A 17,113-nucleotide genomic window follows, 5' to 3' on the forward strand; every position below is an offset into this window, starting at 1 on the left:
TTAGCTCGCTCTCAGCAGAGGCCGCATATCGAGGATCAGACCAGCCTGCTTGAATCTGTCGTAGGCCTCACTTTCAGGCCCATCGGCATAACGTCGACGCAGATCCTCTTCGGATAGACATCGCCACTCCGTCCGCTTAACTCGGGAAACGCTGGGCCTCTTGGGAACGTCCTGTGCGAGGTAAGCTGTGGCCTTATGAATCAGGGCCGCCAGGGGGATATCCGGATACTCAACCACCAATTCATCGGCTATGGGAATGGCAATATCCCTCGGGATTTCCATCTCTTCGAGCAGTGAAGCCAGCCGCTTGGCCTTGTCGTCTGCCGGAAGTGCCGGCGCTTTCGGTTGGGGGAGGTTATCCAGAGAGCGACTCAGGGTCAGCAAACGTCCCTCGATCTCCGGCATCAGCAGATCGTCATATTTAGCGATCAGTTCGGGCCTGCCACTTCGCAAAGCCGCCAGCATCGGGTGGACCGGTTTGAACTCGTCCTCGAAAACCCTGCGCAGCAACAGCGGCTTGATGCACTCGACGCCTGTCACTATTGCCCTGATCTGCGCCAGCGCGAACAACTTGATGACGATGTCCATGACCCCTTGTGTGAGGTCGTACATGGTCGATTCCAACTCATCGTCCAGCGGCGCCGCATTTCGTAGCCACTGGTACTTCCAGAGTCGCTTCAACAGGCGCTTCCAGTGCTCGTCCCGAGGCAACCTGTCCCAGCGAATACTGCCCAGCCCGGAGACCCGACGCGCTGCCCGGAAGGTGCGCTGGAAGAACTTGCTGGCCCGGTGAGTACCGACCTGAATGATCGGAACGCCAATGGTATTCACCAACGACACGAAAAAATTGTGCATTTTTTCGGCACCACCGGAGCGTGCCTCGTTGAGGTTCTGAACTTCATCGATGATCAGCACTCCGAGTGCGTGCAGGTTGGCCACCTGGCACATGGATGCCATCAAACGTTTGGTACCCAGCTTCTTGCGTCCGTGGCTACGGCTGTAGTGGGTGCCCAGGATCTTGTCTACCTCGTTGAAGAAGCTGAGGCACAGCTCATCCAGGTCACCGTCAATGGGGCAGTCGACCTTCAGATAGACCAATTGAGTGATGTTGTAATCGGGGTGATGGAGAGCCTGGGGGTACATACCCAGAATCCGCTCCAGCGTGCGCGTCTTGCCGCAACCGGAGCAGCCGAACAGCGACAAACTGTTGGCTGTGGAGGTAACACTCTGGTACACCGCCGCATCAAGATCCTCCTCCTCCACCCGGCGATAGCCATTCTGCAGGTGTGCATACCAGGCACCGCTGGCCGGGTTCCGACCGATGTAGCCCTGACGGATCATCAGGCTGATCTTGCTCTCCAGCTCCAAGTGGTGGCTGAGTGGCTGAAAGAAGCCGTGCAACAGACGGGCAATGGCATGAGCCCGGAGCCGACCATCCAGAAGCGCCTCCTGCGGCTCGAAACTGGGAAGTTGCTGCATCAGGCCGACCACTTCCTGCAGATCAGGAATCGGAGGTAATGCACTGATGAGTGGATTGTCCTGATACTCGGGAAGCTGCTGCTCATGATAACGCGCCAGGGGAATCACTCCGCGCTGTAATTCTTCAGTCATCTTCTTCCTCCTTGAATATCAGGTCACTGAGATCCGGAAAGGCATAATCTTCCTGCTTCTCGCCCCGCAGTGGGATCACCTCCGCGGGTTTCGCCCGCTGTGCTTTCTCAGGTTTAAATGCTGTTTTCAGGCGCTCCTGGCGCTTTTCCTGCTGCTTGTTCTCGCGGATCTGGGTGCCCAGATCTTTCTTGCTAATGCCAGTTTTGAGCGGACTGGCGTTCTCTGCCTGGGCAACAATCGACTCGATCTGCTCCAGAAGCTTGCCTCTTTCCGCCAAGGCTTTTGACGCCGCATTGACATCGCTCCGCCGTTCCTCTCTGGACAGTATCCAGACATCCCAGAAGGTCATCCCCCTGAAACGTCGACTACGGTCGGCAAGATCGCAAACCCAGTAATCCTTGAGACTATTGGACGGCCGCAAGTAGATATGGTCCGCACTACGCGGGTCGTATGCGACCGTTACCCCTGTCGGCCGACGCCCCTGGCCTCGGTGAAACCAACCCTCCCTGATTGCTTCCGGGCAACTGTAGAAGCAGCCGAATAGCCTGATTCCCAGCTCCGAAACCGTGGCCGACTCATGGGGCAAGAGATTGATCCACACCAGTTCCTCCGGCGCAGTGCGCAACCGACCGGTCAAGCTGGCCAAGCCCCAGTTCCACAGCATGACTGGAATCGCCGGCAGATCGCCCGGCATTCCCGCAGCCCTGTCGTATTTGCTCAGGGTGTGGAAATTGTTGTGGTGGAGGATGCCGGCAATGATGATTTTCGTGAATTCGGGCAAGGTCAGACTGGCATCAAGCCTGTAGTCGTGGCCACCTCGCTTCCGGCTGGTAGTGTCCTCGACCACACCGCTGGCGTAAGGCTTGAAACGCTCCTGCACCGTTCGAAAATAGCGCTCGACGATGCCCTTGGCATCACCTCGCCTGGCCGGTGCGTTCTCGATGCGGACGCCGAAGGCTTGGGAAAATGCCTCAACCTTGGTGCCGTTCAGTTCGCCCTTATCGGCCAGTATCACATCCGGCAAACCCTTGACCGGCCAATCGCTGGCATCGATCTCCAAACCATACTGGCGACAATACTCGACCTTGTCGGCGACCGTGTTGGCCAATGCCACCATGGCACTGACCCAGGAGGGCCCCTCGAATCCGACGTACATACCAACGACCATGCGGCTGAACACGTCGAGCACCATGTAAACGACAGGCCTGCCGACGATAAGGCTGCGGTCATGCTCTGAAACCAGATAAATATCTGCGATGGTGGCATCTATTTGGTAACGGTATCCTGGACCCAGGGTCTCAGTCGTCGATGTGCTGTTGAGCGGCCGGAAGTCCTTGGCAAAGTCCACTGCGGACATCCTGCGCGGCAAGGTGTCGGTGAAATGATATTCGCGCCCATAGAAGTACCGGAACTGCCCCAATGTAGGCAGTTCGGAGGTCGGCAGCTCCGGCTGAACAGCACGGAGCAGGTTCAGCCCGGAGGCGTAGGCATCAGGAATGGACGGATGTTTTTCCTTGAGCAAGCGTTCCTCGATGACCCGGCGAAAAATGCGCTCGATATCCGGCGTGACATTACGCCCTTTCCCCGCCATCACCACTCTTGGCCTGCCCAGCTTGGCTCTGTTCGGCTTTCGGCGCTTGCCACGGGCACCCGAGTTGACATAGTCCGGCAAGAGGGCGTTCCTACACATGCCTCGTTGCCAGTAGCGCCTCAGTAATCTGTACACCGTCTGTTTGGTGACACCATGGCGTTGCATGATGCTTCCGACAATGAGCCCTCTGGGGCGCCGCACGAAAAGCTGGGGATCGTGCATATAATCCGCCAGCATCGCCCACGCCTCATCACGTTTCAGCTGGTCAGGGGAGCCTGCCTCCACCTCCCGAAGGACCGTCTCCTCGAAGGGATCGCCAATGCTCTCCAGCTCACCCTCAATAATCAGACGCTCCAGCTCTGCAACCGATATCGATTCGGGCAGCGCCGTGTCCAAATCGATATCAATCCAGACAGCCTGCTCGGTACCGGACCAGAGCAGGCGCTTTCGGAGCTCTCCCATACGGAACACCTGATTAACGGACAACACTGATCAGCTCCTGATGAATCTGATGAGGGTTGGCAGCTAGATCCTTCGGCTTCAGCACGCGGTAAGGGGTGTCAAGATCGAAGAGAAACCAGTGCCGAGCCAGCAGCTGGCGTAGCCAATAGAGTGCTTGACCAGCCTCCAGTTGGCCGGAAGTATCCATTTCCTGGGCAATGGCGGTCAGCTTCCGGTCTGGGTGACGCTGAAACTCGAGCAAGAACAGCTGCTGATAGTGTGCGAGATCATCCTGTGCAATGTCGTCTTCAGCATGGGCCGGATAGAGCCATTGGATATTGGCAAATGCCTCTCTGGATACCTCGCGCTCCGTGATGATGAACCAGGGAATCCCTTTTTCCTGCCAGTAGCGCCTTTCAAGTTCAAGTCTCTCGATGACTTCCGGCTTCTGCAGATCGGCACTGTACTTGGCCTGGATCGCGACGGATGGGCGCTGGGGGTCATCAAAATCCACCAGGAAATCGCTGGTCAGAACCTGAGGGATTCCTTTGTAGCGACCGTGAGCAAGGCCAAGTTCCTCGGCGATGCGCACCGTATCTTCGGCCCGCATCGGGAACTGCTCACGGATATCAGTGACCTGGGGAGACCGATCCAAGGTCAGGAAAATGGCCAGTTCAAGATCGGATAAAAGATGGTGCAGACGCCGGGTCTTGCTGCCAGGCAGGCGGTGGGAGCGCCCCAACGAGGACACATCCCTGGTGTAGATGAACGGCTTGTAGTCCCGTCCCTGGCCTTGGCCACGCCCCTCCTTGAGCCTTCTATCAATCTGTGCCTGGGTCAGGCCCTTGAATGTTCCAGACATGAAAAAGCCTGCATCCACCGTGTCGATGACCTCAACATAGCGGATACAGGCTTAGGATGAAACTTTATTTGTAAGGATGATACTTTATTTGTACGGATGAAACTTTATTTGCATCCCACAACAGGCCTTCCGGCGCCAGCCGTATTACTCCACCGTCACCGACTTCGCCAGGTTGCGCGGCTGGTCAACGTCGGTGCCCTTGAGCACGGCGACGTAGTACGACAGCAATTGCAGCGGGATGGTGTAGAGGATCGGCGACAGGGTGTCGTGGATGTGCGGCATGTTGATGACGTGGGTGCCTTCGCCATTGACCATGCCGGCTTTCTCGTCGGCGAAGACGATCAGTTGGCCGCCGCGGGCGCGCACTTCCTGCAGGTTGGACTTGAGCTTCTCCAGCAGTTCGTTGTTCGGCGCGACGGTGACCACCGGCATGTCGTCATCCACCAGGGCCAATGGGCCGTGTTTCAGTTCGCCGGCCGGGTAGGCTTCGGCGTGGATGTACGAAATTTCCTTGAGCTTCAGGGAGCCTTCCATCGCCACCGGGTATTGCGCGCCACGGCCGAGGAACAGGGTGTGGTTCTTGTCGGCGAACAGCTCGGCGACTTTTTCTACGGTGCTGTCCATCGCCAGCGCTTCGCCGAGGCGGGTCGGCAGGCGGCGCAGTTCTTCCACCAGGGTGGCTTCGACGCCGGGGGCCAGGGTGCCGCGTACTTGGCCCAGGGACAGGGTCAGCAGCAGCAGGCCGACCAGTTGGGTGGTGAAGGCTTTGGTGGAGGCCACGCCGATTTCGCGACCGGCCTGGGTCAGCAGGGTCAGGTCGGACTCACGCACCAGGGAGCTGATGCTGACGTTGCAGATCGCCAGGCTGGCGAGGAAGCCCAGCTCTTTGGCGTTACGCAGGGCGGCCAGGGTGTCGGCGGTTTCGCCGGACTGCGAGATGGTCACGAACAGGCTGTCGGGCTGCACCACCACCTTGCGGTAGCGGAATTCGCTGGCGACTTCGACCTGGCACGGGATGCCGGCCAATTCTTCCAGCCAGTAACGCGCAACCATCCCGGCGTGGTAGCTGGTGCCGCAGGCCACGATCTGGACATTGCGCACCTTGGCGAACAGCTCGGCGGCTTGCGGGCCGAAGGCGTTGACCAGCACTTGCTTGTCGCCAAGGCGACCTTCCAGGGTGCGTTGCACCACGGCCGGTTGCTCGTGGATTTCCTTGAGCATGAAGTGGCGGAACGCGCCCTTGTCGGCCGCTTCGGCGCCGTCGCGGTATTGCACGGCTTCGCGCTCGACGGAATTGCCGTTTACGTCCCAGATCGCCACGCTGTCACGGCGGATGTCGGCAATATCGCCTTCTTCCAGGTACATGAAGCGGTCGGTGACCTGGCGCAGGGCCAGTTGGTCGGAGGCGAGGAAGTTTTCCCCCAGGCCCAGGCCGATCACCAGCGGGCTGCCACTGCGTGCGGCAACCACGCGGTCGGGTTGGCTCGCGCAGATCACGGCCAGGCCGTAGGCGCCGTGCAGTTCCTTGACCGTGGCCTTGAGGGCGGCGGTCAGGTCGCTGTGGTCCTTGAGCTTGTGGTCGAGCAGGTGGGCGATGACTTCGGTGTCGGTGTCCGAGGTGAACACGTAACCCAGGCTCTTCAACTGTTCACGCAGCACTTCGTGGTTTTCGATGATGCCGTTGTGTACCACGGCCACGTCGCCGGAGAAGTGCGGGTGGGCGTTACGTTCGCACGGCGCACCGTGGGTGGCCCAACGGGTGTGGGCGATGCCCAGGCGACCGACCAGCGGTTCGCCGGCCAGGGCCTGGTCCAACTCGCTGACCTTGCCCGGACGACGCAGGCGCTCCAGCTTGCCGGCGTTGGTGAAGACCGCCACACCGGCGCTGTCATAGCCGCGGTATTCCAGGCGTTTGAGGCCTTCGATCAGGATGGGGGTGATGTTACGTTCAGCGACTGCGCCAACAATGCCACACATGGTGTTTCTCCTAGATGATTGCCGCGCATATCAGCGTAATGCCGCGGGCTTGGATCTGGTCGCGGGCCTCATGCGGCAGGCGATCATCGGTAATCAGGGTATGGACGCTGCTCCAGGGCAGTTCCAGGTTGGGAATCTTGCGGCCGATCTTGTCGGATTCGACCATCACCACCACTTCACGGGCGACCTCGGCCATCACGCGGCTCAGGCCCAGCAGTTCGTTGAACGTGGTGGTGCCGCGTTGCAGATCGATGCCGTCGGCGCCGATGAACAGTTGATCAAAGTCGTAGGAACGTAGCACCTGCTCGGCAACCTGGCCCTGGAACGAGTCCGAATGCGGGTCCCAGGTGCCGCCGGTCATCAACAGCACCGGCTCGTGTTCCAGCTCGCTCAAGGCGCGGGCCACGTGCAGGGAGTTGGTCATCACCACCAGGCCGGGCTGGTGGCCCAGTTCGGGGATCATGGCGGCGGTGGTGCTGCCGCTGTCGATGATGATGCGTGCGTGTTCGCGCAGGCGCATCACGGCGGCACGCGCGATGGCGCGCTTGTAGACCGAGATCGGCTGGGCAGGGTCGCCGACGAGCTCCTGAGGCATGGTGATCGCGCCACCGTAACGGCGTAGCAGCAGGCCGTTGCTTTCGAGGGCGGCCAGGTCCTTGCGGATGGTGACTTCCGAAGTTTCGAAACGCTTGGCCAATTCATCCACGCTGACTTCGCCCAGTTGATTGAGCAAAGTCAGGATGTTGTGGCGTCGTTGGGGTGTATTTCGTTTCGACATGGTGATTTTATGTTTCGTTTCGAAAGATAACGAAGGCAATAAAAACCTATTGGCGAAAGATCGTCAAGCAGCATGCCGCAAATTTTTGAAACTGGCGAAGGGCTAATGTGGGAGGGGGCTTGCCCCCGATAGCAGTGCGTCAGTCATTAAGTGCTTTGACTGGACCGTCGCCATCGGGGGCAAGCCCCCTCCCACATTGGCTATTTGTTGCTGATAAGACTGTGGATAACTCAGCTCTTTTTGATTTTCACCGGGCGTTTCCAACCGTCGATGTTGCGCTGACGGGCGCGGGCTACCGCGAGCTGTGACTTATCCACATCCTGATTGATGGTTGAACCCGCGGCAGTGTTTGAGCCATCACCGATGGTTACAGGTGCAACCAGCGAGTTATTGGAGCCGATGAATACATCTTCACCAATCGTCGTCTGATACTTGTTGGCACCATCGTAATTGCAGGTGATGGTGCCGGCGCCGACGTTGGTCCGCGCGCCGATCACCGCATCGCCCAGGTACGTCAGGTGGCCGGCCTTGGCGCCTTCGCCCAGATGGGCGTTTTTCAGTTCGACAAAGTTACCCACATGGGCCTTGGCTTCCAACACGCTGCCGGGACGCAGGCGCGCAAATGGGCCGGCATCGCTGCCCTCGCCCATCACCGCACCGTCGATATGGCTGTTGGCCTTGATCACCACGCCCTTGCGCAGGGTGCTGTCCTTGATCACGCAGTTCGGCCCGATCACCACGTCGTCTTCGATGATCACACGGCCCTCGAGGATCACATTGATGTCGATCAGCACATCCCGGCCCACGGTGACTTCACCGCGCACATCGAAGCGCGCCGGGTCGCGCAGGGTCACGCCCTGGGCCATCAGGCGGCGGCCTTCGCGCAGTTGGTAGTGACGCTCCAGTTCGGCGAGTTGCTTGCGGTCGTTGGCGCCCTGCACTTCCATCGGGTCGTGGGGCTGTTCGGTGGCGACCAGCAAGCCATCGTTGACGGCCATTTCGATCACGTCGGTCAGGTAGTACTCGCCCTGGGCGTTGTTGTTGGACAAACGGCTCATCCAGTCCGCCAGGCGATTGGCCGGCACTGCGAGAATCCCGGTGTTGCCTTCGGTGATGGCGCGTTGGGCGTCGCTGGCGTCCTTGTGCTCGACGATAGCGGCGACCTTGCCGTCGGCGTTGCGCACGATGCGGCCGTAGCCGGTAGGGTCATCCAGTTCGACGGTGAGCAGGCCCATCTGGCCGGGCACGACGTGCTTGAGCAGGCGCTGCAGGGTTTCCACTTCGATCAGGGGCACGTCGCCGTAGAGGATCAGCACCGTGTCGGCTTTGATGAACGGCACGGCTTGGGCGGTAGCGTGGCCGGTGCCCAGTTGCTTGTCTTGCAATACGAAATTCAGGTCATCCGCGGCCAGGCGTTCACGCACCACATCGGCACCGTGGCCGATGACGACGTGGATGCGTTGCGGGGCCAGTTGCCGAGCGCTGTGGATAACATGGCCAAGCATGGAGTTACCGGCCACCGGGTGCAGCACTTTGGGTAAGGCCGACCGCATGCGGGTGCCCTGGCCAGCGGCGAGAATGACGATTTCTAGAGACATGAATGGCTACCAATCCTGGGCGGTCCGGCTTCAGACCAGAGAAGTGTTTTGCAAAAAAAGAAAAAGGGTAGCCGAGGCTACCCTTTTTAATCAATCACGCATGAGGCGTAACGGCTTAGCCGCCAAACTTCTTGCGGATCTGCTGGACGGTACGCAGCTGAGCTGCGGCCTCGGCCAGACGAGCGGCAGCAGAACCGTAGTCGAAATCTGCGCCTTTTTCGTTCAGGGCCTTCTCGGCGGCCTTGACGGCTGCCTGAGCGGAGGCTTCATCCAGGTCAGCAGCACGTTGCACGGTGTCGGCAAGTACCTTGACCATGTTCGGCTGAACCTCGAGGTAACCACCAGAGATGTAAAACACCTCCCGGTCCCCGCCTTGCTTGGTCAGAGTGATCGGACCTGGCTTCAAACTGGTGATCAATGGCGCGTGGCCCATGGCAATACCCAGGTCACCGAGTTCGCCGTGTGCAATCACCATTTCTACCAGACCGGAGAAGATTTGCCCTTCCGCGCTGACGATATCGCAATGGACTGTCATAGCCATCTGATTGCCTCAACCTGATGAGCGCCCGTTGCCGGGCGCCGGGATTACAGTTTCTTGGCTTTCTCGATCGCTTCTTCGATGCCGCCGACCATGTAGAACGCTTGTTCTGGCAGGTGGTCGTAGTCACCGTTGAGGATGCCTTTGAAGCCAGCAATGGTGTCTTTCAGGGAAACGTATTTACCCGAGGCACCGGTGAAGACTTCAGCCACGAAGAACGGCTGCGACAAGAAACGCTGGATCTTACGAGCGCGGGATACCAACTGCTTGTCGGTTTCCGACAGCTCGTCCATACCCAGGATCGCAATGATGTCCTTCAGTTCTTTGTAACGCTGCAGCACGTACTGAACGCCGCGAGCGGTGTCGTAGTGCTCCTGGCCGATCACGTTCGGGTCCAGCTGGCGCGAAGTCGAGTCGAGTGGATCGACCGCTGGGTAGATACCCAGGGAAGCGATGTCACGGGACAGAACGACGGTGGCGTCCAAGTGGGCGAAGGTGGTCGCTGGCGACGGGTCGGTCAAGTCATCCGCAGGTACGTATACCGCTTGGATCGAAGTGATCGAACCTTCCTTGGTCGAAGTGATACGTTCTTGCAGAACGCCCATCTCTTCAGCCAGGGTCGGCTGGTAACCTACTGCCGAAGGCATACGGCCCAGCAGTGCGGATACTTCAGTACCGGCCAGGGTGTAACGATAGATGTTGTCGACGAACAGCAGAACGTCGTTACCTTCGTCACGGAACTTCTCGGCCATGGTCAGGCCGGTCAGTGCTACGCGCAGACGGTTTCCCGGCGGCTCGTTCATCTGACCGTAAACCAGTGCCACTTTGTCCAGAACGTTGGAGTCCTTCATCTCGTGGTAGAAGTCGTTACCCTCACGAGTACGCTCACCCACACCGGCGAACACGGAATAACCGCTGTGCTCGATGGCGATGTTACGGATCAGTTCCATCATGTTTACGGTCTTGCCTACACCGGCACCACCGAACAGACCGACTTTACCGCCCTTGGCGAACGGGCAAACCAGGTCGATAACCTTGATGCCGGTTTCCAGCAGGTCGTTGCCGCCAGCTTGTTCCGCGAACGAAGGTGCTGGACGGTGAATGCCCCAGCGCTCTTCGGTGTCGATCGGGCCAGCTTCGTCAATCGGGTTACCCAGAACGTCCATGATCCGGCCCAGGGTCGCTTTACCGACCGGTACGGAGATGGCAGCGCCAGTGTCCAGGACACCCAGACCGCGCTTCAAGCCCTCGGTGGAACCCATTGCAATGGTACGAACCACGCCGTCGCCCAGCTGCTGCTGAACTTCCAGAGTGGTGCCTGCATCGCTTTGTACTTTCAAAGCGTTGTAGATGCTCGGTACGCTGTCGCGTGGAAATTCCACGTCGATAACGGCGCCGATGATTTGAACGATACGTCCGCTACTCATAGCTGGATCCTCTGAATATTTGAACCGTTAAACCGCGGCAGCGCCGCCGACGATTTCCGAGATCTCTTGGGTGATCGCAGCCTGACGCGCCTTGTTGTAGATCAGCTGCAAATCGCTGATCAGATCACCGGCGTTATCGGTAGCGTTTTTCATCGCGATCATCCGCGCCGCTTGTTCAGCTGCGTTGTTCTCGACCACCGCCTGGTACACCTGCGACTCCACGTAGCGCACCATCAAGCCGTCAAGCAGCTCTTTGGCGTCTGGTTCGTAGAGGTAGTCCCAGTGGTGCTTGAGTTCCTGATCCGGAGTCGCCACCAGTGGAATCAATTGCTCCACGGTAGGCTGCTGGGTCATGGTGTTGATGAACTTGTTGGATACCACGGACAGGCGGTCAATCCGGCCTTCCAGGTACGCATCCAGCATCACCTTCACACTGCCGATCAAATCATTGATCGACGGCTCTTCACCCAGGTGGCTGATAGCTGCAACGACGTTACCGCCGAAGTTGCGGAAAAAGGCCGCACCCTTGCTACCAACTACACACAGATCGATCTCGACGCCGTTTTCGCGGTTTACCGCCATGTCCTTGACCAGGGCCTTGAACAGGTTGGTATTCAAACCACCGCACAAACCACGGTCACTGCTCACTACCACATAACCCACACGCTTAACTTCGCGGTCGATCATGAACGGGTGGCGGTATTCCGGGTTGGCGTTGGCCAGATGCCCAATTACCTGGCGGATACGCTCCGCATAAGGACGGCTAGCCGACATACGCATTTGTGCCTTGCGCATTTTGCTGACCGCCACTTTTTCCATGGCGCTGGTAATTTTTTGCGTGCTTTTGATGCTCGCAATCTTACTGCGAATCTCTTTTGCGCCTGCCATGTAACACCTATCAGGTTAGCAAGCGGGAGCCTTGCGGCTCCCGCTGCGGCTTACCAGGTTTGGGTGGCCTTGAACTTCTCGATACCGGCTTTCATGCCAGCGTCGATATCGTCATTGAAGTCACCCTTCACGTTGATCTTCGCCATCAATTCGGCGTGATCGCGGTTGAAGTAAGCAATCAGCGCTTGTTCAAAGCTGCCGACCTTGGCGATTTCAACGTCGGTCAGGAACCCACGCTCAGCGGCATACAGCGACAACGCCATGTCAGCGATCGACATCGGGGCGTATTGCTTCTGCTTCATCAGCTCGGTAACGCGCTGACCATGCTCAAGTTGCTTACGGGTCGCTTCGTCCAGGTCAGAAGCGAACTGGGCGAATGCCGCCAGTTCACGGTACTGAGCCAGAGCGGTACGGATACCACCGGAGAGCTTCTTGATGATCTTGGTCTGAGCGGCACCACCCACACGGGATACCGAAACACCGGCGTTCACTGCAGGGCGGATGCCCGAGTTGAACATGGCCGATTCCAGGAAGATCTGACCGTCGGTGATGGAAATCACGTTGGTCGGAACGAACGCGGAAACGTCGCCAGCCTGGGTTTCGATGATCGGCAGTGCGGTCAGGGAACCGGTTTTGCCGGTCACTGCGCCGTTGGTGAACTTCTCTACGTATTCTTCCGAAACGCGGGATGCGCGCTCCAGCAGACGGGAGTGGAGATAGAACACGTCGCCTGGGTAGGCTTCACGGCCTGGTGGACGGCGCAGCAGCAGGGAAATCTGGCGGTAAGCCACTGCTTGCTTGGACAGATCGTCATAAACGATCAGCGCGTCTTCACCGCGGTCGCGGAAGAATTCACCCATGGTGCAACCGGAGTACGGTGCCAGGAATTGCAGCGCAGGAGATTCCGAAGCACTGGCAGCCACGATGATCGTGTTGGCCAGGGCGCCGTTTTCTTCCAGCTTGCGAACCACGTTGGCGATGGTCGATTGTTTCTGACCGATGGCTACGTAGACGCAGAAAATGCCGCTGTTCTTCTGGTTGATGATCGCGTCGATCGCCAGAGCGGTTTTACCGATCTGACGGTCACCGATGATCAGCTCACGCTGGCCACGGCCGACTGGGATCATGGCATCGACAGCCTTGTAGCCAGTCTGTACAGGCTGGTCTACCGACTTACGCCAGATCACGCCTGGAGCAACTTTCTCGACCGCATCGGTCTCGGTGTTGTTCAGCGGACCTTTGCCGTCAACTGGGTTACCCAGTGCGTCGACTACGCGACCCAGCAGTTCCTTACCAACCGGAACCTCCAGGATGCGGCCGGTGCACTTGGCGCTCATGCCTTCAGCCAGACTGGTGTACGCGCCCAATACAACGGCACCTACGGAGTCTTGCTCCAGGTTGAGGGCCATACCGTAGACGCCGCCCGGAAACTCGATCATCTCGCCGTACATGACGTCGGCCAGACCGTGAATCCGCACGATGCCGTCAGATACGCTGACGACAGTGCCTTCGTTACGGGCTTGGGAGGTCACATCGAGCTTGTCGATGCGGCCCTTGATAATTTCACTTATTTCGGAAGGATTGAGTTGCTGCATTGCTCTGCTGCCCCTTCAAACTCAAGATTTCAATGCTTCGGCAAGGCTCGCGAGTTTGCCGCGAACCGAGCCATCGATAACCAGGTCGCCGGCGCGAATGACAATGCCCCCAATGAGGGATTTGTCTTCCGCAACTTGCAGGCGCACTTCCCGGTCGAGTCGTGCACTGAGAACCTTGGCGAGTTTGTCTTGCTGTTCTTGGTTCAATGCAAAAGCACTGGTCACTTCAACGTCTACCGACTTCTCTTGCTCGGCCTTGAACAGGTCGAACAGAGCGGCAATCTCCGGCAGAAGCGGGAGACGGTCGTTTTCGGCAACGACGTGAATGAAGTTCTGCACTTTCACATCGAACTTGTCGCCGCACACGTCAATAAACGTGGCGGCCTTGTCTGCGCTCGTCAGGCGCGGGGCCTTGAGCACGCGCTGCATGGTGTCGTCTTGCGACACTGCTGCAGCCAGGCCGAGCATGGCTGACCAAGAGGCCAGCTGCTGGTGGGCCTGGGCGTGCTCGAAGGCTGCCTTAGCGTAAGGTCGGGCCAACGTGGTCAGTTCTGCCATGATCGCCCTCGCTTAAATTTCAGCAGCCAGTTTATTAACCAGCTCCGCGTGCGCGTTTTGATCGATTGTGGCACCGAGGATCTTCTCGGCACCGCCGACCGCCAGAGCACCCAGTTGGGCACGCAGCGCGTCTTTGACGCCGTTCAGTTCCTGTTCGATCTCGGCATGAGCCGAAGCCTTCACACGATCAGCTTCGACGCGGGCTTTTTCAACAGCCTCTTCGACGATCTGGTTGCCGCGCTTCTTGGCTTGCTCAATGATTTCAGCTGCCTGTGCTTTAGCATCGCGCAGTTGATGACCCACTTTCTCTTGGGCCAACTCCAGGTCGCGAGCTGCACGGCTGGCAGCGTCCAAACCATCCGCGATCTTCTTCTGACGTTCGTGCAAAGCCGCGATGACCGGAGGCCACACGAACTTCATGCAAAACACTACAAAAATGAAGAACGCAACGGATTGGCCAATCAGGGTTGCATTAATGTTCACGCCAACACCTCGCTCATTCGTTGTCCATCACCCCAATCAACTCGAAAATTCGAGTGATTAGCCAGCGAGTTGACCAACGAAGGGGTTCGCGAAGGTGAAGAACAGAGCGATACCAACGCCGATCATGGTCACGGCGTCGAGCAGGCCGGCGACGATGAACATTTTAACTTGCAGCATTGGAACCATTTCTGGCTGACGCGCTGCGCCTTCCAGGAATTTGCCGCCAAGCAGGCCGAAACCAATGGCAGTACCCAGGGCGCCCAGGCCGATCAACAGTGCAACAGCGATAGCGGTTAGACCAACTACAGTTTCCATCTTTCCTCCCGACTTTTACGTCGTATGGTTTAGGTTTTTTAGATTTTAAAGCGGTAAAACAAATCGTTTCATAGCCCTTTCAGGCCACCTTCCCGTTTTACCGGGAAGGACATCAGACTAGTCGAGACTGGCCTTAATGGTTCTCTTCGTGCGCCATCGACAGGTAGACGATGGTCAGCATCATGAAGATAAACGCCTGCAGGGTGATGATCAGGATGTGGAACACAGCCCACGCCCACTGCAGAACAACGCCCAGGCCGCTAAGCCAGAGCAGACCGCTGCCGAACATCACAGCGATCAGAATGAACACCAGCTCGCCGGCATACATGTTGCCGAACAGTCGCAAGGCCAGGGAGATCGGCTTGGCGACCAGGGTCACGAATTCCAGCAGGAAGTTCACCGGGATCAGCAGGGCTTGAACGAAGATGTTCTTGCTGCCGAACGGGTGCAGGGTCAGTTCGCCGATGAAGCCGCCGATGCCCTTGACCTTGATGCTGTAGAAAATGATCAACGCGAACACCGACAGGGCCATGCCCAGGGTGGCGTTAGGGTCAGTGGTGGACACCGCACGGAATGGAATGTGGTGATCGCCAGTGATCAGGATGGCCAGCTGAGGAATCCAGTCGACCGGAATCAAGTCGACAGCGTTCATCAGGAACACCCAGACGAAGATGGTCAGTGCCAGCGGTGCAATCACCGGGCTACGGCCATGGAAGCTGTCTTTCACGCTGCCATCGACGAATTCGACCAATACTTCAACGAAGTTCTGCAGGGCACCCGGTTGACCGGAAGTCGCCTTCTTTGCCGCCATGCGGAAAATCAGGACGAAAATCAGACCCAATGCGACCGACCAGCCCAGAGTATCCAGGTGGAAAGCCCAGAAGCCCATTTCTTTGGCTTCTGCTGCGGTGTGGGCGAAGCCCCAGCCGCCGTTGGGAAGCTGACCGAAGGTCAGGTTCTGCAAGTGGTGCTGGATATAGCCCGAAGCGGTTGTTTCTGCCATGGTTGCCTCAAACGCCCTAAGGTTTCGAAAGTCTTGTTTTCATTAGCAGGGGAGCGAACCAGCTGACCAGTTGGGTCAACACGAAGACGCTGAATACAGCCAGCGGCGCCAATGGCTTCACACCTGCAAAGGTCAGTGCAAACAGCACTGCCGTCAAAATCAATTTCCCCGCCTCGCCGGCATAAAAAGACCGGACGATGGCCTGGGCTGCTCGGGCGCCGGAAAACCGAAAGGCCCTGTGAGCAAAATACATATTGGGCAGCAAGGCTATCAGGCCTCCGCAGAGTCCCGAGTATCCCGCTACGACTCCATGCCAATACCAAAGCGCCAGTGCGGCGATCAGCAAAATGACAAATTGCGCCAATAGAACCGGGAAAACGGCCAAGCGATGGAACGACGACGTGTTTGGCGTGCGGGTTTCCACCACTCTTGCTCCTCAATGGTCGGCTGCCGGAAATCAATAACTTGGCATAATTTGTGCCGACAAAATGCGCGCAGAGTATAGGGGCGGTTCTGCCCCTATTCAACTGTCAGGTAGTGATTTCCGATCACACGCTACATAAGCAATTGTTTCAGCGGATGTGGGCAAGAACACCCTGAAGCTCATCTAGCGAGTTATAGCCGATGACCAGTTGGCCTTTACCCTTCTTGCCATGCCGAATTTGCACCGCAGAGCCCAGGCGCTCGGCCAGGCGCTGTTCGAGACGCGCGATATCCGGATCAGTTTTGACCGCTTCGACCGGTGCAGGTTTACCACTGAGCCACTGTCGAACCAGGGCCTCGGTCTGACGAACGGTTAGGCCTCGTGCGACAACGTGTCGCGCCCCTTCAACCTGTTGATTTTCCGGTAAACCGAGCAAAGCACGCGCATGCCCCATTTCGAGGTCGCCATGGGAAAGCATCGTCTTGATGACTTCCGGCAGTGCGATCAGGCGCAGCAGGTTGGACACGGTCACGCGGGATTTACCCACGGCATCGGCCACTTGTTGCTGGGTCAACTGGAATTCCTGCTGCAAACGCTGCAAAGCGATCGCTTCTTCGATCGGATTGAGGTCTTCGCGCTGGATGTTCTCGATCAACGCCATGGCGATGGCGGTTTCATCCGGCACATCGCGCACCATCGCCGGGATGGTTTCCTTGCCGGCCTGTTGGCTCGCGCGCCAGCGGCGTTCGCCGGCGATGATTTCAAAGCGGCCGGCGCCAATCGGGCGGACCACGATCGGCTGCATCACGCCCTGGGCCTTGATCGAGTTGGCCAGTTCTTCCAGCGCCTGCGGGTCCATGTCCCGGCGCGGCTGGTATTTGCCGCGCTGGATCAGGTCCAGCGGCAAGTGCTGCAGCTCGCGCTCGTCGGCCTGTACCGCTTGTTCTTCAAGGGTCGTGACAGTCGGACCACTCAGCAGTGCATCCAGTCCACGTCCGAGACCTCGTTTCTTGACGGCCATGGG

The 17,113-nt window shown here is 58.3% G+C and carries 16 protein-coding genes; all 16 read right to left on the reverse strand.

Annotation, left to right across the window (positions count from 1 at the left end):
* Positions 1-1,611: an ATP-binding protein gene (locus tag MOQ67_RS00960; RefSeq protein ID WP_017781028.1), complete on the reverse strand. Its 1,611-nt coding sequence runs from the start codon at positions 1,609-1,611 to the stop codon at positions 1-3.
* A complete protein-coding gene (locus MOQ67_RS00965) occupies positions 1,604-3,664 on the reverse strand; it encodes a Mu transposase C-terminal domain-containing protein (protein WP_017781027.1) in 2,061 nt (686 codons plus the stop codon). Before MOQ67_RS00965 ends, MOQ67_RS00960 begins: the two co-directional genes overlap by 8 nt.
* A 13-nt stretch (positions 3,665-3,677) precedes the next feature.
* Complete coding sequence (locus tag MOQ67_RS00970) at positions 3,678-4,505, reverse strand: heteromeric transposase endonuclease subunit TnsA (RefSeq protein ID WP_017781026.1); 828 nt, start codon at positions 4,503-4,505, stop codon at positions 3,678-3,680.
* A 144-nt stretch (positions 4,506-4,649) separates the two neighbouring features.
* On the reverse strand, positions 4,650-6,482 hold the full coding sequence (glmS, locus tag MOQ67_RS00975) for a glutamine--fructose-6-phosphate transaminase (isomerizing) (protein ID WP_126589310.1): 1,833 nt from the start codon (positions 6,480-6,482) through the stop codon (positions 4,650-4,652).
* A 10-nt stretch (positions 6,483-6,492) separates the two neighbouring features.
* Entirely contained in the window at positions 6,493-7,260 is a 768-nt protein-coding gene (locus tag MOQ67_RS00980) for a DeoR/GlpR family DNA-binding transcription regulator (RefSeq protein ID WP_026140274.1), read from the reverse strand.
* A gap of 230 nt (positions 7,261-7,490) precedes the next feature.
* Positions 7,491-8,858, reverse strand: coding sequence for a bifunctional UDP-N-acetylglucosamine diphosphorylase/glucosamine-1-phosphate N-acetyltransferase GlmU (gene glmU / locus MOQ67_RS00985; RefSeq protein WP_057004919.1), 1,368 nt, complete (start codon positions 8,856-8,858; stop codon positions 7,491-7,493).
* A 115-nt stretch (positions 8,859-8,973) separates the two neighbouring features.
* Complete coding sequence (locus tag MOQ67_RS00990) at positions 8,974-9,399, reverse strand: F0F1 ATP synthase subunit epsilon (RefSeq protein ID WP_017848931.1); 426 nt, start codon at positions 9,397-9,399, stop codon at positions 8,974-8,976.
* A gap of 44 nt (positions 9,400-9,443) precedes the next feature.
* Complete coding sequence (atpD, locus tag MOQ67_RS00995) at positions 9,444-10,823, reverse strand: F0F1 ATP synthase subunit beta (protein ID WP_010565871.1); 1,380 nt, start codon at positions 10,821-10,823, stop codon at positions 9,444-9,446.
* Between the two features lie 27 nt (positions 10,824-10,850).
* Positions 10,851-11,711, reverse strand: a complete 861-nt coding sequence (gene atpG, locus MOQ67_RS01000) for a F0F1 ATP synthase subunit gamma (RefSeq protein WP_017848932.1) — start codon at positions 11,709-11,711, stop codon at positions 10,851-10,853.
* Positions 11,712-11,761: 50 nt separating this feature from the next.
* Positions 11,762-13,306, reverse strand: a complete 1,545-nt coding sequence (atpA, locus tag MOQ67_RS01005) for a F0F1 ATP synthase subunit alpha (RefSeq protein ID WP_017848933.1) — start codon at positions 13,304-13,306, stop codon at positions 11,762-11,764.
* Between the two features lie 21 nt (positions 13,307-13,327).
* The gene (locus MOQ67_RS01010) at positions 13,328-13,864 is read right to left on the reverse strand and encodes a F0F1 ATP synthase subunit delta (protein WP_017848934.1); all 537 of its coding nucleotides are present in this window, start codon (positions 13,862-13,864) and stop codon (positions 13,328-13,330) included.
* A gap of 12 nt (positions 13,865-13,876) precedes the next feature.
* Positions 13,877-14,347, reverse strand: a complete 471-nt coding sequence (locus MOQ67_RS01015; protein ID WP_015886647.1) for a F0F1 ATP synthase subunit B — start codon at positions 14,345-14,347, stop codon at positions 13,877-13,879.
* Positions 14,348-14,404: 57 nt separating this feature from the next.
* Positions 14,405-14,662, reverse strand: coding sequence for a F0F1 ATP synthase subunit C (gene atpE / locus MOQ67_RS01020; protein ID WP_002555987.1), 258 nt, complete (start codon positions 14,660-14,662; stop codon positions 14,405-14,407).
* A 133-nt stretch (positions 14,663-14,795) separates the two neighbouring features.
* On the reverse strand, positions 14,796-15,665 hold the full coding sequence (gene atpB / locus MOQ67_RS01025) for a F0F1 ATP synthase subunit A (RefSeq protein ID WP_017848936.1): 870 nt from the start codon (positions 15,663-15,665) through the stop codon (positions 14,796-14,798).
* 16 nt (positions 15,666-15,681) lie between these two features.
* Complete coding sequence (locus MOQ67_RS01030) at positions 15,682-16,089, reverse strand: F0F1 ATP synthase subunit I (protein ID WP_026140275.1); 408 nt, start codon at positions 16,087-16,089, stop codon at positions 15,682-15,684.
* 148 nt (positions 16,090-16,237) lie between these two features.
* Positions 16,238-17,110 (reverse strand): ParB/RepB/Spo0J family partition protein, encoded by an 873-nt coding sequence (locus tag MOQ67_RS01035; RefSeq protein ID WP_017848938.1) that lies wholly within the window; start codon positions 17,108-17,110, stop codon positions 16,238-16,240.
* Positions 17,111-17,113: the final 3 nt, after the last annotated feature.

Source organism: Pseudomonas sp. LY-1, assembly GCF_053502595.1.